Source organism: Pedobacter sp. N36a, assembly GCF_014472395.1.
GTDB lineage: Bacteria > Bacteroidota > Bacteroidia > Sphingobacteriales > Sphingobacteriaceae > Pedobacter.
In genome coordinates, this window is record NZ_JACSZW010000003.1 from 528,169 (window position 1) to 549,962 (window position 21,794).

Sequence of the window (21,794 nt, forward strand, 5' to 3'; positions counted from 1 at the left end):
GCTGAAATTAGTGCAACGAGTTTAAATACTGACGGAAATAACCGCATTCTTCTATTGCTTCCTGATAGAAACGGGTATCAGCATATTGTCTTGCCAGCATGGCGAAGTTTTGCCCATAATAAAGTACTTTGGTTTCTACACTCCAGGAATTGGCATCCTTATTCACTGGAAGATCAAAAGAACGGTTATAACTTTCATTGCGTTCAACTTTGCTGGCCATAAAGGTACAGCGTGCCTGCTGTTCCTTGTTTTTTGTTGCCATTCTTGCCATCAGGTAATACTTTTCGGCTATTTTTCCGGAAAGGTACATTGGTCTGAATGGTGCAGGAACACTGAAAGCGCTGCTGCCATAAGTATCTGTCAAATTGGAAATATAAAACCCACGATTATTGCCATAATAACTAATATTGTAATAGGCATTGGCCAATAAATAGGCGTTATTGTATACATTTCTGCCGGCTTTAATCTCCGCCTTCATGCTTTTCATCATCCTGAGCAACTCCAGCGATTTGAACTTTTTGGATTGTGTCATTTGTTGATCGCAATCATGGCAATCATTTAAGCGCATATTGAATGGATTGGCCTGCAAGGTATCTGTTTGATGGCCACTTTTCTCTAAAAATGGAATCGCTGCTTCCGGCTGATCCTGAAAAACAAGTGCCGTAGCCTGGTAGAAATAAAGGTCCTCTACTTTATATGGATAATAACGGAGCATCGCTTTTTCAAAGGCAGTCTGTTTTTCATTGAGCATTAAAGCTTTTAACTGCTCGATACGCTGATTATTGGTGTAAAACTGATGGTAACTTCTGAATATATTTGCTTTAACCAGGTCCCCTTGTTTTTTATACAGATCGGAAATGACACCCATACTTTCATTTAGCGATTGATAAAATCTCAGGTCTTTGACCTGCTCTTTTCCATCTCTGAGGTTTGCGAACCAGTTTAGCGGCTCTACCATTTTAGCTTCTGCAACTGCGTCAATCTTTTTCAATTGTCTCAGATATAATCCCCAATCCAGGATTTTATACTGTGCCATTAACAGTTCGTTATCTGATGGGAGCTGCGTTTTTGCTATTTTATAGAATTTCCCTGCAGTTTCATAGTTTCTGGCCATGAAGTTTAGGTATCCTGCGGCAAGGTTCCAGATATAAGGTTTCGAAGTGTTGTTTTTCAAAGCAATCCCACTCACTAATGCGGTATTTTTCTTTAATATAGAGGTCGAATCTTCTTTTCCACCATAATAATTGCGGAAACCAGATTCTGTAATATTAATTACCCTGCTCAGCAGTAAGTCCAACTTTTCCGATTTAGGATCTAAAGCGATGATTTCTGGAATCGCCCTTTCTGTATCGTAATAGATACCCATTAAATGCCAAAGCGTGATTTTTTCTTCAGTTGTCCTCGCCATTTCTAAACTTTGTTTCCAATCGGCATCAGCATTTGGACGGAAAGACCATTTTGCTGGAATCTTCATCTCACTGCTGTAGTTATAGCAAAGACTGAACAGGTAGTTGGAAGTTGCATAATCTTCAGCATAATGATACCTGCCCGCTACATAACCCAAAGTCCTGTAATACATCATGTTTTTAGGAAAAACATCCTTGTATAAGTTAAATGCCCGGATGGTGGCCGCATCTTTTAATGGTTTTATACCTTCGCTTCTTTCTGCAAAATAGTAGTAGCGAACCAATTGAAACCACAATCGTTGCTTAATAAAAGGATCTTTTGCCTTTTTTAAAGCGGTTAGCAAATCCATTTCAAACGCTTGAGGTACACTGAACTCCTGTTTCTCATCCCAATAATAATAACTTTTATAGCTGGCTGCATAGCTTTCGCTTTTCTTTGCCAGGTTCAGGTAATCGAAGAAGGCAGTCAACTGCTTTTTATTTACTTTCGTTTTTTTTAATTGCGGCAGACTGTCAGGAAGGACCTCAATTTTGCCTTTGTAGTTTTGATAAACAGAATCAATCCCTTTCTCGCTGGCGCGCAGCAACAGATACTGAAGGTCAGCTTTGCTTAGCTTTTGTCCGAAATAGTCATACCATTCGTTCACAATTTGCTGATTGAAACGGGTATTGGAATTGTCGTCGTTATAATTATAGTCTTGTCCGTAGTAAGCGGAGAAACCAGAATAGAAAAAAGGAGTATATTCTTTGGCAACAAAGGACTCCGGACTGAAACTGGAATAATCGTCGTCATACCCATAGTCTGCACATGCCCAAACCACTCCGGCAAGAGATAGTGTGGAGATCAGTAGTAAGGTCAAGAACTTTTTTGGTAGGCACTGCTTCAATAATTTAGTAGCTGAATTTAATGTTTTCATAGGAGCTAGGTAGTAGTAATGGTATGCTATTGAATTTTAAAATGTTTTTATGAGGTGATGTTACTTTTTAGGATAGGTAATATTGGTCTTGTGATGTAGTCGTGTCGTTTTAGTCATGTATCTTGTTGTTTTATTCCTGCAAGGCTGTTTTGCCAAGCAGGGATAAAAGTACGAATGGATCGTAATCCCTTCCTTAAAATCTGGCAGAAATATCTAGCAGATCTTTTGCCCTAAAGATAGTCGGATCGAAGTTGCCAATTTCATAATAAATGATGGTTCGCTTTTCGTCTTTGCTCAAATGTTTAGCCAATTGCTCAGCCGCCTGATCTAAAAGGTCTTTATCAGTTTCTTCAAGTTTGAAAAGATCGCCGATTTTGACATAGACCCCTTCTGTAAAAAAACTTCTACGGGCTTTAAATACATGTTTATTGGGAGTAGTTTCGAAATTATTGACATCAGACAGAATTGATTTGCCAATTTTTCCATATACCTGGATCACCTCGCTATTTCTAATGTGGATAGACCAGGAAAACAGGGGCAAGGCTATGTCTAATGGTAAAAGATATTTAGGAAGATGACTGATATAAGTTGCTGCATCTTTCGAATTATAAATGGAATTCGGGTCTTCCGGTTTCGCCGAAATTTTACCCATGTTATAGAACATCAACACACCGCGATCTACAGGGGGAACTCCGGTTTTGATTTGGTATTTGACCTGGTGTAATCTAATGGTTGCTTCCAGACTTTTATTGCTAATGGTTTTGAAAGTTTTTAGAAAATGAAAGTATTTATCTTTTGTACTCAGGCTCCAATCGCAATCAAATTGTACGTGTTGGTAATTGAGTTTTTGATCAGTGCTAAGTTTGGATAATAAATGCTGCGTATGTTCCGCCAGACTATCTACTCCCGGTAAGGTTAATTTTTCAAAAGTCTGGTTAGTGATGAAAATGACCGGAGTAACTTGCTTTGCACTTATTTTTTGTGTGAGATTAATGACTGCTTCCGGGTAAGCCCGATTTTCTTTTGTATTCCATTTAATGTCAAAAAAACGGAGGTATAATTTATGACCTGCCGCCTTTTCTATAACCTCTTGCTGCGGTTGCGATAAGGAGAAGCTTTGTTTCCAATAGTAGAAAGCAGTATCGGCTTTGCCAGAAGGGGAGCAGGAGGCTAAAAAAGCAAAGCTAAGGAGCAGTAATAGGCGAAAAAGGAAAAAGGAGTACTTCATGATTCATTCTGGTAGATGTCGCAAAGTTAAACTTATGTATGGATCCAAAATATTTTTTGGAAATAACAATTATTCACTTACCTTTGTACTGTAATAAAAATAATTACAGAATGAACAACGCAAGATTTGCCATTTCTTTACATATTCTGACTTTGCTGGAAAAAGCAAAAGGTGATTTGTTGTCTTCTGATTATATCGCTGGAAGCATCAATATCAATCCCGTTCTGGTTAGAAAAGAATTGATTAACCTTAGAAATCAGGGTTTTGTGGAAAGTAAAGAAGGTAAAAATGGGGGTAGTTTCTTGTCAAAATCGGCAAATAGCATTACCTTAGATCAGATTTATACCGCTGTAAGGCAAAATAACTTATTAGGAACGTCTAAAAATGAGCCTAATCCACAATGCCCCGTAGGGAAGCAAATTAATCAGCATTTAAACTCTTTATATGATAGCACTGAACAGGTTTTAATCCAGGAATTGTCCAAGAAAACTTTGGCTGATTTTAGCAAGCAGTTCATTTGATTTTTTTTACCCATAACTGTAACAAATAACATTACAATATATTAATTAAAATAGAAAAGATGAAAGTATCATTAATTGGAGCAAGTGGCTTTGTAGGGGCACACTTATTAACAGAATTATTAAATCGTGGTCACCAGGTAACAGGGATGGTAAGAAATGCAGCCCATGTGAAGGAAAATAATGCAGCGCTTAAAGTGAAGGCAGTAGATGTCCTGAATACGGTTGAATTAGCGGAAGCGATTAAAGGGGCTGATGCAGTGATCAGTGCTTTTAATGCGGGTTGGACCAATCCAAATCTTTACGATGATTTTCTAGCGGGCTCAGAAGCGATTCAAAAAGCGGTGAAGGATGCTGGTGTATCTCGCCTAATCGTGATCGGTGGTGCCGGAAGTTTATTTATTAATGGTGCTCAATTGGTGGACGGGCCTGATTTTCCTGCGGATTATAAGGCAGGAGCAACCGCTGCAAGAGATTACCTGAATGTGCTGAAAAACGAAGAAGCGATGGATTGGACGTTTTTTAGTCCGGCAATAGAAATGCACCCAGGAATTACCACTGGACGTACAGGGCAATATCGCGTAGGCACTGAGAGCCCAGTATTTGATGAAGCTGGAAGAAGCTCACTTTCTGTGCAGGATTTGGCAGTTGCAATCGTTGATGAACTGGAACAACCTCAGCATATCAAACAGAGATTTACGGCAGGCTATTAGTCCGCCGATGATTTCAAGTTTCCCAGATAAGAATAAACAGGTAAAGTATATAAGTGTCAAGGTCTTTTTCCCGGTAATGCAGTGCTGAACCAGGAGAAAGGCTTTTTAGGAGCGTCCTTTTCTTTTTTTTAGGATTAAGAGTTTTAAAGAGAGTCAGGGGTACTGGTGGAAATAATGACACTACAGTTACTGGATTTTCAACTGATATTGTGGTATTTTTGCGGGGAATATATAAAGAATGCCTAGAAAGATTATAAGAAAACATTACCGAAGAGCAAGGTATGTTTTGTACCGTGAGACCCTAATTGATGCCAAAGAACATATATTGACCTTTATTGGTTCTTTTATTGGAATTGGCTTAATTGGACTGTTGAATAGCCAATACATGGTAGCCAACGACAATTTATTCATGATTGGTTCATTCGGCGCTTCTTCAGTATTGATCTATGGAATTATCAACAGTCCCCTGGCACAGCCTAGAAATCTGATTGGTGGTCATGTGATCTGTGCAATCATTGGGGTAACAATATTGAAAATTATTCCAAATGAAGTCTGGATTGCAGGTGCTTTAGCCGTTTCCCTTTCTATTGTAGCCATGCAGATTACCAAGACACTGCATCCACCTGGTGGTGCAACCGCATTAATTGCAGTAACTGGTGGCGCTAAAATTAAGGAAATGGGCTACCTATATGTTTTTAGCCCCGTATTTACCGGCGTCATGATTCTGTTTTTAGTCGCCCTTGTATTTAATAATATGAGACATCGGCACTATCCTGCCAAGCCGATCTTTAGGAAAAGAAAGCATCCTAAGCAAGAGCAGTAAAACCTTTAAAATATAGACTGATCCTGAATTAGGTGATATTCCTTGATTGGGGGATTCGAGCTCATCTAGGAAAGCATTTTAGAAACATCATTTCATTTTTTTGATGCCCATAGCGTATTGCATTCCGCCCCAAAGGTGCTGTAAGAACAAGGGATCAGTATAAGATTCTGCAGTATGACCTAGTCCGGTATAGAACGCCCTTCCTCCATCAAAATCGTGGTACCAGGCCATAGGATGCTGTTGGCCATTGCTGCCACCCTGATAACTGCTTTCCTGAAGGTTGAGTAGGACATGGATCGTCGGGGAAATGTCCTTAAAATTATACCATTCGTCTTTTCTGTTCCATACTTCTGGTAAATGTGCCGTGGCAATGGTCTTCGCATCGATCAGTTCTAAATTTGCAAACTGCTGTGCAGGATGATGTAAAAAATAAGCACCAACTAACTTTCCATACCATGGCCATTCAAATTCTGTGTCTGTAGCCGCATGGACGCCAACAAAACCACGACCAGATCTTATGTAGGCTTCAAATGCTTTTTCCTGCTGCGGGTTCAATACATCACCAGTGGTATTCAGAAAGACAATCGCCGCGTACTGCTTTAAGTTTTGGGTGTTGAATTTTTGGGCATCCGTAGTCGTATCCGCTGTAAACTTATGGGCTGTGGCCATCGCTTGTAAAGCGGCAAGCCCTTCTTTAATGGAAGCGTGGTGAAATCCTGAGGTCTTAGAAAATATCAGCACTTTTTTTTTCTTAGCAAAGGCGCTGGAATTACTGCTGAAAGCGAAAATAATCAAAAGGACGAAAATGAGGTGTCTATACATAATTAAGGAGCTTGAAGACTAATATATCATTTATACTTTAGAATACCTGAGCAGGTTGGGGAGGATTTTTAAGGTATAAAGACCTAAGTAGTCATCTTTTGCTTATATTTTTAGTAGTCTATTGTTTTTCGTCAAGAAATAATATTAATAATGATTTAATTTTTAGTAATAAAAGCTTGGTAAGCTGCTAAATAATGCAGTAGTTAGCCTTATCGGTAATCAGAGCGGTTACTGTTTATGAACCTTGATGAATCGTCAGTATATGAAGAATTTTAGAAATAGTGTTTACCTCACAGGTCTTGCAGGTGGAGATCCTACAGTGGTTAATTTTTCCGAGGAAAAAAAGGTAGCAAGAGTAAGTCTGGCCATTAATGAGTTTTATAAAACCCAAAGCGGAGAGGCCGTTTGTCAGACGCAATGGATCAACCTGGTTTTCTGGAATAAGAAGGCCGATCTTGCGGAATTGCTCATTAAAAAAGGGGTAGGGATTAGTATCGAAGGAAGCTTAAAAGTGCAGGCCTATACCGATAAGTTAGGAGAACAGCGCTCCAGCACTGAGATCTTTGTAAACCAGCTCGAGCTGGTGACAGCAACTGAATAATGAAAGAAACAAAGCATTTCGGATGCCCCTTAACCAGCATCCGAAATTTTTACTTTCTTTTCAACTGCAAAGAAAGTCCGGCATAGTAGTTTCTACCTGCTGCTGCATTATAATAACGCCCGCCAGCTGCATTCAGATCGTTGCCGAGACTGTATTTTTCATTCAGCAGGTTGTCTGCTCCGGCAAAAAGCACCAGGTCAGATTTACCAAGTTTTAAGCCTTTCCAGCTTAGTCTGGCCTGAACAAGGTGGTATTTCTTGGCATAAGCGGTATTGGCATCGTTTAAAGGTAGGCTGGAAGTGTAATTGTGCTGTGCAAATACAGACCATTGTCCGGGGAAATAGCAATTAATGCTATTGATGAAGACCTGCTTAGGAACACCGGTTAGCTGATTTCCGGAATAATCAGCGGTATTGTCTGCATATTGATTGAATCTAAAATGACTTAAAGTAATGGCATTATAAAATTGTAAGCCACGTATAAATTTAGACGGATTAACCGGAACCAGCCATAAAGTGAAAGCGCTTTCCAGGCCCCATTGCTTGGTGCCGCCGGCATTGATGAAATATTCATTTCCATTCTCGTTTAAACGTCGAACAATCGCATTTTGCAAACGGTAATAAAATCCTGTTAAGTCAATGTTGAACCTGCGGTTTGCACTTTGGTAACGAAGGCCGAATTCATGATTCCAGCCAGATTCTGGTTGTAAATCCACATTTATAATCTGGTCTGAAGCCCTGATTTCTGCTATGGTGGGCGGAGAGTACCCCTTGCTGACTGTCGTCCGCAGGGCAAGTTCTGGGCTCAGTAAATAGGATAAGGCAATTCTTGGCATCAGCTGAAAATCAAAGCGGTTGGTTTTTTCGTCACTAGCTGTTGGAGCCATGCTTTGATAAGTGTATTGGTATAAATTGCCGCTTGCAGATAGCTCCAGGAGCCATTTGTTCAGGATATCAATGTTCAAATGCGCAAAAGCGAAGTTTGAAGCTGCTTTTAATTTATCACTGGCTTTTAATGCAGCAGGTTGACCCATGTTATTGTTGTAATTGAGAATATCAGAGGAAGTTTGCGAACTTTCTAACCCAATATTGAACCTGTAATTCAAATTGGTGGTTTGTTTTTGGTATTCAAGGTAGGAGCGGAAACCTAAGGTCAGCTCTTTCCTTTTCTCATAATTGGTGATGAACGGGTTTTTGAAATCGGTATAAGAAGAAAAGAGGGAAACCACATGCTTCAAATGATCATTGATGATCCAATCATTGGAAATACCGCCGAATAAAGTATTGCTGTAAATCCCAGCCTCTTGCTCAATGGCACTTTTCACTGCAGCAGCTGCTGGTCTGGAAGCACTGGGGCGATCCAGGTATTGTGTGAGATCTAGTCCTCCAGGTGTATTGTAGTGCAAATCAGAATAGAAAATCAAGGCTTTTAGCTTGTTTTTCTTATGGTAATCAAGCTGCTGTGAAATCTGAAAATATTTGCGGTCCATAGCACTATGGTCTCGATAGCCATCACTGCGCTGATAAGCCTGGGTAATGTTAATGTTGTATTTTTTAAACTGCTGTCCGGCAGACAAGCTCTGGCGAAAGGTGCCATAAGCACCGCCTTCCAGCTTTAGCATCGTGGAGACACTATCTTCACTAAGCTGCAGCGGTTGAATCAGCACGACTCCTCCGGAGTTTGCACCATAAAGGCTACTTTGGGGGCCCTTCAGGATTTGAATGCGATTTAGGGCGCTCATTTCCAATGCATTCAGGTAACTATTTCCTCCGGCATCTGTCAATGGGAATTCGTCAAAATAGATTTTTACATTTCTTACCCCAAAAGGAGAGCGGAGCAAACTCCCACGGATAGATAAACGGTAACTGCCTGGAGAGCGCTCTTCCATGCGTATTCCCGGAACAGTATTCATTGCAGATACAAATGAGCCCCCAGGTTGCTTTTCAAGCAAAGAACGGTCAATCAAACCGATAGCTCCCGTCGCTCTTAATAATGGTTGTGTAGAAAAATAAGGTCTGATTTCTACCTCTTTTAATCTTTTCGTCGTATCCTGCTGCTGTGCAGCTGCGGAAAAACAAAGTAACACCAATGAAGCCACTATAAATATTCTCATCACAAGCAAAGCTAAAATTTATACCCAAAGAAAGTATACACCTCGGTTAAGAAAACGTTACCCTCCTCTTATCACCTGATAACAGGAGGGTAAGCACATTTTATGGAAATAACCAAAAACAATTAAAGATTTAATAACGTTATGATGATATAACTTGACCAATATGAGTACTGAAAAAAAGGATAAACTTCATCCGACAGACCTGGGAGAAACTAAAGATTTTGACAATTTATCTTATGATAAAGACAAAAATAGCTTTGTATTTGATGTAAAAGGAGAAGAAAAAGATTACGACCACCCTTTACCTTATGATACTTCAGCACCCAATGGGGAAGATAGTAGTTCTTCTTATGATGAGGCCAATCCTTATATCGGAAGCGAGTATAATGATGAAGAGCAAATTGGCGAAAACCTCGAAGAAGCAGGTATGCATATCGATAACGGAGAAATTGTTGTCCTTGCTCCAGAAGATGAATTGCTGGCAAGAACAGCAGAAGATGACCGTAAAGATCTTGATGAAGAAGGTTATCCCATCAATGATACTCCAGAATCGGCTAAAAAAATTAAGGGTTTACGTCAAGGTTAAACTTACGGCGCAGTTCTTCTAGTTTGGGATTTTTATCCAGTAGAAACTGATACTTCTCTGTACTGGTATAAAGTCGGTTGACTACTTCACGTGCTGCCTGGATGGTTTTTACAGAGATGCTGAAATTTTTCAGTCTAGGTCTGAGGAAATTCATCAGATCTACCATTTCTTCCTGTAAAAGTCCTTCCTGAAGCTTATGTTCAACTTTGGCAATGATCAGTTCTCTGCCCTCTAACTGAGGTTCAGCACCAATCATTAAGGTGTAAATATTGATCTTTCCGGCAGTTTTTGCATTTTCAGCATATTGATTCCATAAACTCAAAAACTGCTCATGCGAAAAGGATTCTCTCGAATCTCCACTAATATATTTGGGTTCGTCGCTGTCAGCTCCGGCAGATTTGGCATTCATATCCGTTAAAGAAGGAATGAACGTACCGGTGGTATTGCCGCCATTCAGACTGATCTTTTGAGTTAAAGCAATTTTTGCCGTCGGAGCAGTGGCAGCTTTTACTGGCGCACTTACTGCTGCTGCGGGAATTGATTTCAGCACAGGTTCAGCAAGGACAGGTATATTTTCTGCTGATGGATATGGTGTGGATGTAGGGATAGCTGCAGGCACTGGTGTTGGTGCTTGTCCTGTAGCAGGAGCATCAGATGGATTTGACGCTGCCGGCGAACTTACATTAGTTTTTTTTTTAATCTGATTTTGGTCAGTTGCGTTTTGTACAGGTTGCTGGGCAAGTTGCAGGACCGATGGAATATGACACATCTTGATCAGTGCAAGCTCAACCTGAAGTCGCTGATTCTTACTGTTCTTATAAATCAGATCACACTGATTCGCAAGGTTTAAAGCGGTCAGTACAAAGGAAACTGGTGTCTGCTGACTTTGGCTGATGTATTTTTGTTTAATATTCTCACTAACCTCTAATAACTTCGTAGTCTGTGGATCTTTAGCTACCAATAAATTTCTTAGGTGACTGGCAAGCCCATTGATGAAGTTATTTCCGTCAAAACCATTGTTCAGAATTTCATCAAAAAGAATCAGGGCATTGCTCACATCAGCGCTTAGCAGATATTGAGTCAGCTTAAAATAGTAATCATAATCCAGAATATTCAGGTTATCAATTACTGATTTATAGGTTAAGTTCTTATTGGTATAACTCACAATCTGGTCAAACATGGAAAGGGCATCCCTTAATCCACCGTCTGCTTTTTGTGCAATGATATGCAGACCGTCTGCTTCTACACTGATATTTTCGCGTACTGCAATTTTATTCAGTAAGCTGGAAATATCATCCACCTGAATCCTGTTGAAGTCAAAAATCTGACAGCGGGAAAGGATGGTTGGAAGTATTTTATGTTTTTCTGTAGTCGCTAATATAAATATAGCATAAGATGGCGGTTCCTCTAATGTTTTCAGAAAGGCATTAAATGCATTTGCCGAAAGCATGTGTACCTCATCAATGATATAGATTTTATATTTTCCTGCTTGAGGCGGAATACGTACTTGCTCTATCAGACTACGAATATCATCAACAGAGTTGTTGGATGCCGCATCTAATTCGTGAAAATTGAAAGAATGGCCGGTTTGAAAAGAAACGCAGGAATCACAAGTACCACAAGCTTCCTGTTCAGGAGTAAGATTGGTACAATTGATCGTTTTGGCAAGAATCCTTGCGCAAGTTGTTTTACCCACTCCCCTCGGCCCACAGAATAAAAAAGCCTGAGCTAATTGATTATTCTTGATGGCATTTTTAAGTGTACCTGTAATGTGATGTTGGCCAACAACGGTTTCAAACGTTGCCGGACGATATTTACGGGCTGAAACTATAAAATTCTCCATTCGCCAACGAAATTATAAATTTTTTATGGAGCAGAGGGGATTTGTTGGAAAATAAAATGATCTGCTCAGGAATTTTCCGTTTTCATGTTTTCTTAGATGTAAATTTTGTGTATTATTGCGCAAATAACGTAAACTTCATTTATGACGCGCTTTCTTTTCGGGCTCTTTATGGTTCTTCCATTCCTGAGCTCCGCCCAATCCAATTTCCAGAAAGGATATTTGATCACAAATAAAAAAGATACCTTGAAAGGTTGGATCGATTATCGGGAACTGGCACACAACCCAACTTCAGTAAGTTTCAGTGACAATGGCCGTACAGAAACGAAGACTTACACGCTGAAAGATTGTGCCGAATTTCATATTGATTATGATCACACAACGTATAGACGCTTCTTAGTGGACATCACTACCGCTTCAATTGAATTTTCTGATCTTTCTGACAAGGTAGATAAGAGTTTTAGAACAGATAGCATTTTCCTTCAGGTACTGCAGGAAGGATCAAACGTTACGTTATACAGCTACACAGACCGCATTAAAGAAAGACTTTACATTCAGGATAAAACTGATGAAGTTCCGGTTGAACTGATTAGAGCGCTTTCTCATCAGCTGAAGGATCCGAGTAAAATAATGGTCAATATTCAATACGTCCGACAATTAATGAGTCTGGTCAGGAAGTATGGGAAATGGACAGCGGACATGGAGAAAAAGCTTTCGATATTGAATTACCAAAGAAAAGAGTTGATTAGGATCGTACTAGTGATCAATGATCAGCAGCTGATACCTTCAAAATTTCCTAAAACAAGATGGTTTGCAGGACTTAGTCTGGACCTGGGGCGTACTAAATTTGAAGGAGAGTCTGGACTGGCTTTAAAAGAGGCAAAATCAAAGACCACTGCAAGCCCCATGATTAGCGGTGGGTTTGATGTTTTTGTCAATCCGGCAATCCGTAAACTCGTGTTTCGTACAGCGCTGAGCCTGGTTAAAACCAATAGTGAAGTTTCAAGCCCAAAAGGGTTTAATGCATTTGATATGGTCACCGCCACGTTGAATTCAGGTGTTTTATACCACGTTTATCACACAGAGAATTTTAAGGTTTATCTGAGCGGAGCATTTGGAGTCAATTTTTCTGATTACAGTAATGAAAACGGATATAGAGTCTTGGATGGGGCTTTTAATGAATTTAAAGTAGATCATTTATTAAAGATGAGAACCATATATCTCTCTTTTCCAGTTCATGCAGGTGTAGTGCTGAATAAAAGAATCGAATTCCTTGCAGGCTATAACTTTCCCACCAGCATGGTCGATTACGTACATATAGGGATGTACCGACAACGAATGAGGGTTGGACTCAACTGTCTTTTTGGTAAATACTAATGATTAATATTTATAATATATGAAGCGCTTTTTTCTTTTCTTACTTATGGCTGTTCCTGCCATTGGAATTGCTCAGTCTAATTTCCAAAAAGGGTACTTAGTGACGAATACTGGAGATACCCTAAGGGGATATATCGATTATAGGGAAGGATTGAAAACCCCTGCTTCATTCGTCTTTAAAACCGAATTAAATTCAGCAGCCCCTAAGACTTACACGTTAAAAGATTGTACGGCATGCCACATTGATGATATGGCATCCTACCAGCGTTTTCTGGTAAATATTAGTTTAGGTTCAGTTGAACTCTCTAAAATCTCCGCCCTGGTAGATACCACATCAAGAAGAGATACCGTTTTTTTACAGGTATTGCAGTCAGGGCCCAATGTGACTTTATATTCTTATGTGGACCGCATCAAAACCAGGTTTTACATTTTAGATAAAGCCGAGACTTTTCCTGAAGAACTAGTGATGCAGCTGTATTATAGAGATGATGAATCTGGGAAGCTCCTCACAAACCTGAGGTATGCCCGCCAGTTATCAGTCCTTATGAAAAAGTATGAAAAGTTAACACTGCCAAATGAACACCGACTGGGGACGTTGAAATATAAAGAAGATGAGCTCATCAAGGTAGCGGCGTTAATTAATGGCCAGCAGAAACCTAAGTCTAAATATAAACAATTCAGGTGGTTTGCAGGGCTTAGTCTGGATATGGCAAATACGAAGTTCCGTGGGGAAACTCCATTGGCATCATCAGATGCAACCTCAAAAATAGCTTTCTCACCAATGTTTAGTGGTGGTGTTGATTTATTTGTGAATCCCGCAATCCGCAGACTGTTATTTCGCATAGAAATGGCATTTGTAAAGAGTAATAGTGAAGTGACCAGCCCTGCAGGAGGAAACTCTTTTGATCAGTTGAGTATGATATTCAGTCCTTCCATACTTTATCACATTTATAATGCAGATAAACTGAAGGTTTTTGTAAGTGTAGGATCAGGTCTGAATTATTCAAAAGTCAGTAATCTGGTGAATTTCAGGTATGAAAAGGAAATCCTGACTGATGATAGGAGAAAAGTTGGGGTACCACTCGACCTGGAAAAGTTTTACCTAACCATTCCTATTAATGCAGGAGTTGTGCTGAATAAAAGGATCGAATTGCTGGCGGGTTATAGTGTGCCTACTGCCATGAGTAGTTACGCTTATTATAGTGTAGAACGGCAAAGATTCCGTGTTGGCCTTAACTATCTGTTTGGTAAACACTAAGATGATTTGATTTTTAATATTAAATTGCTACATTTGCATCCCCGTATTTAATGCGGGAAATAAACATAAATTAATCATAACAATGAATCAGTACGAAACTGTTATCGTTCTAACCCCGTTGTTATCAGAAGAGGTTGCTAAAGAGGCATTAGCCAAATTCAGCAAAATCATCACTGATAGCGGAGCCGAGATTGTTCAAGAGGACAATTGGGGTTTGAGAAAATTAGCGTATCCGATTGAAAAGAAAGCAAGCGGATTCTTCCACCTTACAGAATACAAATCTTCAGGTGAATTAGTAAGTAAATTGGAATTAGAACTAAAACGTGATGAGCGTGTTCTACGTTTCCTTACCATTAGATTAGATCGTCATGCGGTTGCGTATAATGAGAAGAAACGCAGTGGTGCTTTTAACAAAAAACCTAAGAAAGAGGAGGTTGCAGGATAATGGCTAAAGATCAAATACAATATGTTACTGCTCCAAAAGTGGACGATAACAGAAAAAAATATTGCCGTTTCAAAAAGAACGGAATTAAATATATTGATTACAAAGACGCAAACTTTTTGTTAAAGTTCATCAATGACCAAGGTAAAATTTTACCTCGCCGTTTAACCGGTACTTCATTGAAATTCCAACGCAAAGTGGCACAAGCGGTAAAACGTTCACGTCATATTGGTTTGTTACCTTTTGTTGCTGACCAATTAAAATAGGAGCTGAGAAATGGAAATTATTTTAAAACAAGATATCAAATCCCTAGGGGAGAAAGACGATATCGTTAATGTAAAGCCAGGATACGGTCGTAACTACTTAATCCCACAAGGATTTGGTCAGTTGGCTACTCCTTCAGCGAAAAAAGTATTAGCAGAAAACTTGAAACAAGCTGCTTTTAAACAAGATAAAATTAAGAAAGATGCTGATGGTATCGCTGCACGTTTAGTAGATGTGAAGTTAACTATCGGTGCTAAAGCTGGTGAAACAGGAAAGATTTTTGGTGCAGTAAACACGATCATGATTTCTGACGCATTGAAACAACAAGGTTTTGATGTTGACCGTCGCCGTATCACTTTCGAAACTGAACCTAAATTTGTTGGTGAATACGTAGCCAACTTAAACTTACACAAAGAAGTGAAAGTTAAAGTTCCTTTCGAGGTTGTAGCTGAGTAATCTGATCTACACAATATAGAAAAGGGTTCTGATTTATCAGAGCCCTTTTTTTATTGCCTTTTTTGCCAAACAACAGATATGGAATTCCCCAATCTTCTTACCTTTGGGTAATGGCAACTAAGAAACGCAACCCTCGTCAAACAAAATCCCCTTTATTTCAAAAGATCACCCGCATCGTCACCAGAGTCTTCCTTTGGTTTTTGATGGTTTCCGTGCTTTGGGTGTTGTTTTATCGATTTGTGAATCCACCCATTACCTTATTAATGGTTCAAAGGAATATCGAACGTAAGGCAGATGGCAAGCCTTATAAAATGGAAAAGAAATGGGTTGATTTCGATCAGATTTCTGACAACATGAAGAGGGCCGCAGTATCTGCCGAAGATCAACTTTTCCTAAAACACATCGGCTTCGATGTAAAAGCAATTGAAAAAGCCTTTGCTGCCAACCAGAAAGGTAAAAAGATCAAAGGAGGAAGTACGATTTCTCAGCAAACTGCGAAGAATGTGTTCCTATGGCCTGGCCGTTCCTGGATCCGTAAAGGTTTTGAAGCTTATTTTACCCTGCTCATTGAGATCTTTTGGAGCAAAGAACGTATTTTAGAAGTCTACCTCAATGTCATAGAAATGGGAGACGGGATTTATGGTGCCGAAGCTGCTTCGCAGGCTTACTATGGAAAATCCTGCACTAAGCTGAGCAGGGCGCAGGCTGCATTAATTGCCGCTTGTTTTCCAAATCCTATCCGCTGGTCACCAAAACATGCAACACCATATATTCGCCATAGACAATACCTAATTATGAAGAATATGCGGAGATTAGGTCCGCTTGATTTTTAATCTATAGTATAACGACTGGATTTCTATAACTTTAACAGGATTTACCTATTTACTTTATGCTAATAAAGATGATGAAATTTAAGCTAAACTATTTTTTATCCTGCTTGCTGCTCGTTTTTTGCAGCACAGTTTACGGACAACAGAAATATGTAATGGTGATTCATGGCGGTGCCGGAACCATCCTAAAAAAGAACATGAGCCCTGAAAAGGAAGCGGCTTATGTGGCTGATTTAACCAGGTCTTTACAGGCCGGTTATGACGCGATCAAAGCAGGTAAATCTGGTCTTGATGCTGTAGAGGCAGCCATCCATGTGATGGAAGATTCTCCTTTATTTAATGCAGGTAAAGGCGCTGTTTTTACCCATGATGGTAGAAATGAAATGGACGCTGCAGTTATGGATGGTAAAACGTTGATGGCTGGAGCTGTTGCCGGAGTAACCCTGATCAAAAATCCGATTAGTGCCGCAAGGGCAGTGATGGAGAAGTCTGAACATGTAATGATGGTGGGACCAGGTGCCGAAGCTTTCGCAAAACAGGCAAAACTAGAAATCGTGGATCCTAAGTACTTCTTCACAAAAGAACGTTGGGACGGCTTGCAAAAGGCGATCCAGCAGGATTCTGTAAAAGCGGTATTGGATCATGGTAGCAAGAAAACTGAAAAATTGGGCAGCCAAAACAGGGATTATAAATTCGGTACCGTGGGTGCTGTGGCCTTAGATAAGGCGGGTAACCTTGCTGCTGGAACTTCTACTGGTGGAATGACCAATAAGAAGTTCGGCAGGGTAGGAGATTCACCAATTATCGGTGGAGGGACTTATGCAAACAATGCAACAGCAGGAATTTCCTGTACGGGCTGGGGAGAGTTTTATATTAGAAATGTAGTCGCTCATGATATTTCGGCCATGATGGAATATAAGAACATGACCGTAGCAGATGCTTCAAAAGCAGCACTGGAAAAAGTAGGTAAAATGGGCGGAGATGGTGGTTTAATTGCTATGGATCAGCAAGGGCACGTGGCTATGCCTTTCAATACTGCAGGAATGTATCGCGGTACGGTTACTGCAGAAGGAAAAATAGAAGTATTCATCTATAAATAAAAAAACCGCCATTGATCAAGTGAAATTCAATAGCTCAATGGCGGTTCAATACTATTATTGCGGATTATAGTAAGTGTGCGAACACTTTGCTATGCCAGCTTTGCTCAAAAGGAACCTCCCATTTGGTTTGGAATTCTTCCAATGTCTGCACCATATTGTTAAATACAGTCGTTTCTGGGGTTACTTTTTTGATACTCACTAAGGTTTCGAAATCTTCTTTGTTGGTCACGATCACTTGCTCGTCGATCTTATAGGCCATATTGAACCTGTTGAAAAGATCAATACCATATTCCTGTTCAATTTCTTTCAGCACCCTTACAGAGGCATCTATAGAACATCCGGTTACGCCGGCACTCGCTTCATCTACTGTAAGAACAATAAAGAAGTTATAAAGCACCAATGCTTTGGCAGCTAATTGATGGCCGTGCGCTTTCCAATTTGCCGTAAAGTCATTCAGTTTTTGCTGAATAGCATTGGCTTCAGTTTCCGTGAATGCACGGTTGCTTTGGTATACCCAAACTTTTGATTGTGGAGAAAAAGACATACCTCAAATTTAGTAATTTATTTAAATTGATTTCTCTAAAACGTGATCATGATGAAAAAGTTTACATTAAACTTGAAAATATGCCTCTGGGTATTGTCATGCCTGATTTTTATGGCTTTTAAAGTGCAATCCTTTCTGGATGAGGAGCTTGCTTATCTTCAGAAAAGGTTAGTGGAGTTGTATGACCATAGCGCCGAAAACCAGGAAGTGGCACGTTATGAACTGAATGTTACCAACAGTGGGTTCTGCCGATATAAACGTTTTTTCTCTAATGGAAAAGTGGAATACTTCTCTTTTAATCTGATGAAGTTTAAAGGATTAGATTATGCCGAAACAGATACAACCGGAAGGTTGTTTTTCCTCACCAGGGGTGAGGATGTAATCGTACAAACTTATAATGATAAAAAGGATGGAGATGTAGATAGTATGGCCTCCTTTATGGTGATCCCCACCAAAAAAATTCAGCCAAAAGATTTATCAGAACTCTCCGACCGACTGATTAAAATGAATGGACAGCTACAGGTTCAGAAATAGTATATACTGCAGTTTCTACATACCTGGACGCTACAATGATCTCTGTTTCCATCGCATGTTCCTTAAATAAACTGGCCGCCAAATCAGGACAATTGTTGTCTTTGGAAAGGTGGGAAAGGAGTAAGTGGCTCATAAAATTAGGTTTATGCCTGGTAAAAAGTTCCAGCGCCTGTTTATTGGATAAGTGACCTCTTCCTCCGCTGATCCTTTGTTTTAGAAAATAAGGATAAGCACTTTTACTCAGTAAATCATCGTCATAATTGGTTTCCAGAAAAGCAGCATGACACTGCTTGAAATAATGAGTCAGCTGTTCGCAAACGGCCCCAAGATCCGTAAATACGCCGACATTTGTCTCCCCATAAGAAACCATAAAGCTATAAGGCTCCGAAGCATCATGTATTTTAGGGAAACCTATAATAGATAAGTTGCCTACCATAATAGCCTCATGACTTGGTAAGGCTCTGACTAAATCAGGTCTAAGTTCAAATTTACAGCCTTTTAAAGTGCCTGGGCTAATGTATACAGGTAAGTTAAATTTTTTAGAGAGCACAGAGAGCCCTTTGATGTGGTCTGTGTGCTCATGAGAAATAAAAATCGCCCTCACTTTATCCATACTCAAGCCCAATCTTGACATTCTCTTTTCAGTTTCCTTGCAAGAGAGTCCGGCATCTACAAGGACAGCATCCTCGTCGTTGCCAACGTAATAGCAATTGCCATTACTCCCTGAATTTAAGGAGGCAATAGAAAGTGGGTTATAAGCCATTCGCTCTTGCGGTAATTTCTGCAATGTCTAACACCTGTACATTTTGATCCTGATCTTTCATTTTCACACCGTCGCTCAGCATGGTCATGCAGAACGGACAAGAAGCCGCGATCACTTGTGGCTGAGTTTCCAATGCTTCTTCAATCCTTTCGATATTGATGTCTTTATTCCCTTTTTCAGGCTCTTTGAACATCTGCGCACCACCGGCACCACAGCATAATCCGTTAGATTTGCAGCGTTTCATTTCCACTAACTGCGCATCAAGTACTTCCAGCGCTTTACGAGGGGCTTCGTATACATCGTTTCCGCGACCTAAATAACAAGGGTCATGGTAAGTGATCTTTTTACCTTTGAAACTCTCTCCGCCTTCCGCTTTTAGCTTTCCGTCGTTGATCAGGTCTTGTATCAATTGGGTATGGTGAATCACTTCATAGCTGCCGCCTAATCCCGGATATTCGTTTTTAATGGTATTGAAACAATGAGGGCACCCGGTTACAATCTTTTTAATATTGTAGCCATTCAGTACCTCTATATTGGTCATGGCCTGCATTTGGAAAAGAAACTCATTTCCTGCGCGTTTTGCCGGATCTCCTGTGCAACTTTCTTCCGTTCCCAGAACGGCATATTTGATGCCTACATAGTGCAGGATCTTACATATATCACGAGTGGTTTTTTGCGCCCTTTCATCATAACTTCCGGCACAGCCTACCCAAAAAAGGATTTCTGGTTCTTCGCCTTTCGCTATCATTTCTGCCATTGTAGGCACTTCAAAATTTAGTTGCTCGCTCATCTTAGCTAAATAACAGATTTAATATTTTGATTAACTTTTCTTGGCCCAGTTCAACCTGTCGGTCGGAGAATATTTCCATGGCGCACCATTATTCTCAATGTTACCCAGCATGGCATTGATACTAGCAGGCGCCTGCGACTCTTCCATCACCGCAAATCTTCTCAGTTCGGTGATAATAGCCAATGGATCAATGTTGATTGGGCAGGCCTCTGTGCAGGCATTACAGCTCGTACAGGCCCATATTTCTTCCCTGCTGATGTAAGAGTCAATTAACGACTTTCCATCCTCAAATCCGTTTCCTGTTTTGTCAATATTTTTTCCTACCTCTTCAAGACGATCGCGGGTGTCCATCATGATTTTCCTTGGCGACAATAGCTTTCCGGTAATGTTTGCCGGACATACCGAAGTGCATCTGCCGCATTCTGTACAGGTATAGGCATTCATCAGATTTACCCAGCTCAGGTCGTTCACATCTTTAGCACCAAATCTGCCTGGTTCTGCTTCTGGTGGACTAAATGAAGGATCCAGCATGGCTTTCACTTCATTGGTCACGCTCTGCATATTGCTGAATTCCCCTTTAGGCTCCAGGTTGGAGAAATAGGTATTCGGAAATGCGAACAAAATGTGGAAGTGCTTTGAATAGGGAAGGTAGTTCAGGAAGGCTAATATGCCAATGATGTGGAACCACCAGCAACCTCTCTCTATCGCAATCAATGCGCCTTCCGAATTTGGCAATAAGTTCATCAGGTATTGACTCACTGGAAAAGATCCGGCTACTGTATAATGTGAGGCGCCCATGGCCTGTAATTTTGCATCTGCTGCATTCATTAATAGGAAAGCAGTCATTAATAAGATTTCCGTGATCAGGATATAGTTGGCATCAGATTTAGGCCAGCCTTTCATCTCCACACCGCTGAACCTTTTTAATTTCAGCACATTTCTTCTGATCAGGAATACCGCACAGCCTAACCATACGCCTAAAGCCAGAATTTCAAAAGATCCGATTAAGAAGTTATAGATTGGCCCAAGGCCACCAAAAATCCGGTGTGTGCCAAAAATACCATCAATCATGATCTCTAATACTTCGATGTTGATGATGACAAAGCCCGCATAGACGATTAGGTGTAGAAAAGCAGGAACCGGACGGAAGAACATTTTTGTTTGTCCGAGGGCTACTTTGACCATGGTCATGAACCGCTTCTGAGGTTGATCAGTGCGATCTGCCGCTTTTCCTATGCGGATATTGCGGATCACTTTCTTTAAATTATAACTGAACAAGGCTACTGCTGCCAGTGTAATTGCTATAAATAGGATTTGTAACACCATATTTCTGATTCTGATTATAGTCTGGCTAAGTTAAAAGAAATCCCGCAAAACAAATTACTATGCAAGCATAAAATTAAGCTTTATTGCCTTTTTAAATAAAAAAAGAAGATTTATATTTGAATTACAAAAAAAGATGCTACATTTGCAATCCCAAATAAGGGACAAGGTTATTAAACGGTGCGGTAGCTCAGTCGGTAGAGCAAAGGACTGAAAATCCTTGTGTCGCCGGTTCGATCCCGGCCCACACCACTTCAAAAGCTTCAGAGAAATCTGGAGCTTTCTTGTTTTATCAGCTTTTTACATTTCCTTTTAATTTCTTTCCAGTGCATGACGGATCAAGCGGAATTCTTGGGGGGAAGGAAATAAATTCTTTCTTTTGCATTCGTAAACCAAACAAAAATTTTCATTTTGAGTCGAGCCGAGCAAACCCTGATCAGTTTATTATTACCGGAAGGTATTCTGGATTATTTTGAATTAACGCAGGTAGAAAAAGAAGGTAAGATGCTAAACATCTACCTTGAAGAGAAAAATATAGCCCCAGAT

Annotated in this window: 22 protein-coding genes and 1 tRNA gene; 14 read left to right on the forward strand and 9 right to left on the reverse strand. The window is 40.1% G+C overall.

The genetic code is table 11. The features are described 5' to 3' along the window. Window positions 1–7 precede the first annotated feature (7 nt). Window positions 8–2,323, reverse strand: a complete 2,316-nt coding sequence (locus tag H9X96_RS08765; RefSeq protein WP_187665901.1) for a hypothetical protein — start codon at window positions 2,321–2,323, stop codon at window positions 8–10. A 193-nt stretch (window positions 2,324–2,516) separates the two neighbouring features. Then, window positions 2,517–3,551: a hypothetical protein gene (locus H9X96_RS08770; protein ID WP_187665902.1), complete on the reverse strand. Its 1,035-nt coding sequence runs from the start codon at window positions 3,549–3,551 to the stop codon at window positions 2,517–2,519. 110 nt (window positions 3,552–3,661) lie between these two features. Here H9X96_RS08770 and H9X96_RS08775 point away from each other — a divergent pair, with 110 nt between their 5' ends. The 3 genes from H9X96_RS08775 (at window position 3,662) to H9X96_RS08785 (ending at window position 5,605) form a co-directional block, all read left to right on the forward strand. After that, the gene (locus H9X96_RS08775; RefSeq protein WP_187665903.1) at window positions 3,662–4,072 is read left to right on the forward strand and encodes an Rrf2 family transcriptional regulator; all 411 of its coding nucleotides are present in this window, start codon (window positions 3,662–3,664) and stop codon (window positions 4,070–4,072) included. Window positions 4,073–4,131: 59 nt separating this feature from the next. Continuing rightward, window positions 4,132–4,782: an NAD(P)-dependent oxidoreductase gene (locus tag H9X96_RS08780; protein WP_187665904.1), complete on the forward strand. Its 651-nt coding sequence runs from the start codon at window positions 4,132–4,134 to the stop codon at window positions 4,780–4,782. A gap of 238 nt (window positions 4,783–5,020) precedes the next feature. Further along, entirely contained in the window at window positions 5,021–5,605 is a 585-nt protein-coding gene (locus tag H9X96_RS08785) for an HPP family protein (RefSeq protein ID WP_187665905.1), read from the forward strand. 87 nt (window positions 5,606–5,692) lie between these two features. Here the strand turns inward: H9X96_RS08785 and H9X96_RS08790 are convergent, their stop codons facing one another. Beyond that, a complete protein-coding gene (locus tag H9X96_RS08790) occupies window positions 5,693–6,427 on the reverse strand; it encodes a ThuA domain-containing protein (RefSeq protein WP_187665906.1) in 735 nt (244 codons plus the stop codon). 262 nt (window positions 6,428–6,689) lie between these two features. Between H9X96_RS08790 and H9X96_RS08795 the strand changes: the two genes are divergently transcribed. Next, complete coding sequence (locus tag H9X96_RS08795) at window positions 6,690–7,028, forward strand: single-stranded DNA-binding protein (protein WP_187665907.1); 339 nt, start codon at window positions 6,690–6,692, stop codon at window positions 7,026–7,028. Between the two features lie 49 nt (window positions 7,029–7,077). Here H9X96_RS08795 and H9X96_RS08800 read toward each other — a convergent pair whose 3' ends face one another. Then, entirely contained in the window at window positions 7,078–9,141 is a 2,064-nt protein-coding gene (locus H9X96_RS08800; RefSeq protein ID WP_187665908.1) for a TonB-dependent receptor, read from the reverse strand. 163 nt (window positions 9,142–9,304) lie between these two features. Between H9X96_RS08800 and H9X96_RS08805 the strand changes: the two genes are divergently transcribed. Beyond that, window positions 9,305–9,727, forward strand: coding sequence for a hypothetical protein (locus H9X96_RS08805; RefSeq protein ID WP_187665909.1), 423 nt, complete (start codon window positions 9,305–9,307; stop codon window positions 9,725–9,727). On the opposite strand, the gene H9X96_RS08810 is transcribed toward H9X96_RS08805, so the two are convergent. Continuing rightward, a complete protein-coding gene (locus H9X96_RS08810; protein ID WP_187665910.1) occupies window positions 9,705–11,570 on the reverse strand; it encodes a DNA polymerase III subunit gamma/tau in 1,866 nt (621 codons plus the stop codon). The two genes, H9X96_RS08805 and H9X96_RS08810, sit on opposite strands and share 23 nt — an antisense overlap. Before the next feature lie 141 nt (window positions 11,571–11,711). Between H9X96_RS08810 and H9X96_RS08815 the strand changes: the two genes are divergently transcribed. The 7 genes from H9X96_RS08815 (at window position 11,712) to H9X96_RS08845 (ending at window position 17,294) form a co-directional block, all read left to right on the forward strand. Then, on the forward strand, window positions 11,712–12,944 hold the full coding sequence (locus tag H9X96_RS08815; RefSeq protein ID WP_187665911.1) for a hypothetical protein: 1,233 nt from the start codon (window positions 11,712–11,714) through the stop codon (window positions 12,942–12,944). Window positions 12,945–12,963: 19 nt separating this feature from the next. Continuing rightward, entirely contained in the window at window positions 12,964–14,202 is a 1,239-nt protein-coding gene (locus H9X96_RS08820) for an outer membrane beta-barrel protein (RefSeq protein WP_187665912.1), read from the forward strand. 82 nt (window positions 14,203–14,284) lie between these two features. Further along, a complete protein-coding gene (gene rpsF / locus H9X96_RS08825; protein ID WP_062550348.1) occupies window positions 14,285–14,647 on the forward strand; it encodes a 30S ribosomal protein S6 in 363 nt (120 codons plus the stop codon). Then, window positions 14,647–14,910 carry a 30S ribosomal protein S18 gene (gene rpsR / locus H9X96_RS08830; RefSeq protein ID WP_008244392.1) on the forward strand — a complete coding sequence of 88 codons (264 nt, stop codon included), beginning with the start codon at window positions 14,647–14,649 and terminating at the stop codon, window positions 14,908–14,910. Before rpsF ends, rpsR begins: the two co-directional genes overlap by 1 nt. Window positions 14,911–14,920: 10 nt before the next feature. Continuing rightward, the gene (gene rplI / locus H9X96_RS08835) at window positions 14,921–15,364 is read left to right on the forward strand and encodes a 50S ribosomal protein L9 (RefSeq protein WP_062550347.1); all 444 of its coding nucleotides are present in this window, start codon (window positions 14,921–14,923) and stop codon (window positions 15,362–15,364) included. 110 nt (window positions 15,365–15,474) lie between these two features. Then, window positions 15,475–16,197, forward strand: a complete 723-nt coding sequence (gene mtgA, locus H9X96_RS08840; protein WP_187665913.1) for a monofunctional biosynthetic peptidoglycan transglycosylase — start codon at window positions 15,475–15,477, stop codon at window positions 16,195–16,197. Window positions 16,198–16,265: 68 nt separating this feature from the next. Further along, window positions 16,266–17,294 (forward strand): isoaspartyl peptidase/L-asparaginase family protein, encoded by a 1,029-nt coding sequence (locus tag H9X96_RS08845; protein WP_187665914.1) that lies wholly within the window; start codon window positions 16,266–16,268, stop codon window positions 17,292–17,294. Window positions 17,295–17,358: 64 nt separating this feature from the next. On the opposite strand, the gene H9X96_RS08850 is transcribed toward H9X96_RS08845, so the two are convergent. Continuing rightward, window positions 17,359–17,838: an ABC transporter ATPase gene (locus tag H9X96_RS08850; protein WP_187665915.1), complete on the reverse strand. Its 480-nt coding sequence runs from the start codon at window positions 17,836–17,838 to the stop codon at window positions 17,359–17,361. Between the two features lie 48 nt (window positions 17,839–17,886). On the opposite strand from H9X96_RS08850, the gene H9X96_RS08855 reads away from it, so the two are divergent. Beyond that, entirely contained in the window at window positions 17,887–18,372 is a 486-nt protein-coding gene (locus H9X96_RS08855) for a hypothetical protein (RefSeq protein ID WP_255431059.1), read from the forward strand. Here the strand turns inward: H9X96_RS08855 and H9X96_RS08860 are convergent. The 3 genes from H9X96_RS08860 to H9X96_RS08870 are packed head-to-tail and all read right to left on the reverse strand — an operon-like array spanning window position 18,338 to window position 21,251. Then, window positions 18,338–19,135, reverse strand: a complete 798-nt coding sequence (locus tag H9X96_RS08860) for an MBL fold metallo-hydrolase (protein WP_187665916.1) — start codon at window positions 19,133–19,135, stop codon at window positions 18,338–18,340. The two genes, H9X96_RS08855 and H9X96_RS08860, sit on opposite strands and share 35 nt — an antisense overlap. After that, the gene (locus H9X96_RS08865) at window positions 19,125–19,925 is read right to left on the reverse strand and encodes a (Fe-S)-binding protein (RefSeq protein WP_187665917.1); all 801 of its coding nucleotides are present in this window, start codon (window positions 19,923–19,925) and stop codon (window positions 19,125–19,127) included. The genes H9X96_RS08860 and H9X96_RS08865 overlap by 11 nt, the downstream gene beginning before the upstream one ends. Window positions 19,926–19,955: 30 nt before the next feature. Then, entirely contained in the window at window positions 19,956–21,251 is a 1,296-nt protein-coding gene (locus tag H9X96_RS08870) for a 4Fe-4S dicluster domain-containing protein (protein WP_187665918.1), read from the reverse strand. Window positions 21,252–21,427: 176 nt separating this feature from the next. Between H9X96_RS08870 and H9X96_RS08875 the strand changes: the two genes are divergently transcribed. After that, window positions 21,428–21,500: transfer RNA gene (locus H9X96_RS08875), tRNA-Phe, on the forward strand. Window positions 21,501–21,794 lie beyond the last annotated feature (294 nt).

What these genes read in the sequence shown, in the direction of transcription:
- H9X96_RS08775 (WP_187665903.1), top strand. Translation starts at nt 3,662, where the DNA reads ATGAACAACGCAAGATTTGCCATTTCTTTACATATTCTGACTTTGCTG.
- H9X96_RS08820 (WP_187665912.1), top strand. Translation starts at nt 12,964, where the DNA reads ATGAAGCGCTTTTTTCTTTTCTTACTTATGGCTGTTCCTGCCATTGGA.
- H9X96_RS08790 (WP_187665906.1), bottom strand. Translation starts at nt 6,427, where the DNA reads ATGTATAGACACCTCATTTTCGTCCTTTTGATTATTTTCGCTTTCAGC.
- H9X96_RS08780 (WP_187665904.1), top strand. Translation starts at nt 4,132, where the DNA reads ATGAAAGTATCATTAATTGGAGCAAGTGGCTTTGTAGGGGCACACTTA.
- H9X96_RS08795 (WP_187665907.1), top strand. Translation starts at nt 6,690, where the DNA reads ATGAAGAATTTTAGAAATAGTGTTTACCTCACAGGTCTTGCAGGTGGA.
- mtgA (WP_187665913.1), top strand. Translation starts at nt 15,475, where the DNA reads ATGGCAACTAAGAAACGCAACCCTCGTCAAACAAAATCCCCTTTATTT.
- rpsF (WP_062550348.1), top strand. Translation starts at nt 14,285, where the DNA reads ATGAATCAGTACGAAACTGTTATCGTTCTAACCCCGTTGTTATCAGAA.
- H9X96_RS08765 (WP_187665901.1), bottom strand. Translation starts at nt 2,323, where the DNA reads ATGAAAACATTAAATTCAGCTACTAAATTATTGAAGCAGTGCCTACCA.
- H9X96_RS08810 (WP_187665910.1), bottom strand. Translation starts at nt 11,570, where the DNA reads ATGGAGAATTTTATAGTTTCAGCCCGTAAATATCGTCCGGCAACGTTT.
- H9X96_RS08870 (WP_187665918.1), bottom strand. Translation starts at nt 21,251, where the DNA reads ATGGTGTTACAAATCCTATTTATAGCAATTACACTGGCAGCAGTAGCC.
- H9X96_RS08785 (WP_187665905.1), top strand. Translation starts at nt 5,021, where the DNA reads ATGCCTAGAAAGATTATAAGAAAACATTACCGAAGAGCAAGGTATGTT.
- rplI (WP_062550347.1), top strand. Translation starts at nt 14,921, where the DNA reads ATGGAAATTATTTTAAAACAAGATATCAAATCCCTAGGGGAGAAAGAC.
- H9X96_RS08855 (WP_255431059.1), top strand. Translation starts at nt 17,887, where the DNA reads ATGATGAAAAAGTTTACATTAAACTTGAAAATATGCCTCTGGGTATTG.
- H9X96_RS08845 (WP_187665914.1), top strand. Translation starts at nt 16,266, where the DNA reads ATGATGAAATTTAAGCTAAACTATTTTTTATCCTGCTTGCTGCTCGTT.
- H9X96_RS08800 (WP_187665908.1), bottom strand. Translation starts at nt 9,141, where the DNA reads ATGAGAATATTTATAGTGGCTTCATTGGTGTTACTTTGTTTTTCCGCA.
- H9X96_RS08815 (WP_187665911.1), top strand. Translation starts at nt 11,712, where the DNA reads ATGACGCGCTTTCTTTTCGGGCTCTTTATGGTTCTTCCATTCCTGAGC.
- rpsR (WP_008244392.1), top strand. Translation starts at nt 14,647, where the DNA reads ATGGCTAAAGATCAAATACAATATGTTACTGCTCCAAAAGTGGACGAT.
- H9X96_RS08865 (WP_187665917.1), bottom strand. Translation starts at nt 19,925, where the DNA reads ATGAGCGAGCAACTAAATTTTGAAGTGCCTACAATGGCAGAAATGATA.
- H9X96_RS08770 (WP_187665902.1), bottom strand. Translation starts at nt 3,551, where the DNA reads ATGAAGTACTCCTTTTTCCTTTTTCGCCTATTACTGCTCCTTAGCTTT.
- H9X96_RS08805 (WP_187665909.1), top strand. Translation starts at nt 9,305, where the DNA reads ATGAGTACTGAAAAAAAGGATAAACTTCATCCGACAGACCTGGGAGAA.
- H9X96_RS08850 (WP_187665915.1), bottom strand. Translation starts at nt 17,838, where the DNA reads ATGTCTTTTTCTCCACAATCAAAAGTTTGGGTATACCAAAGCAACCGT.
- H9X96_RS08860 (WP_187665916.1), bottom strand. Translation starts at nt 19,135, where the DNA reads ATGGCTTATAACCCACTTTCTATTGCCTCCTTAAATTCAGGGAGTAAT.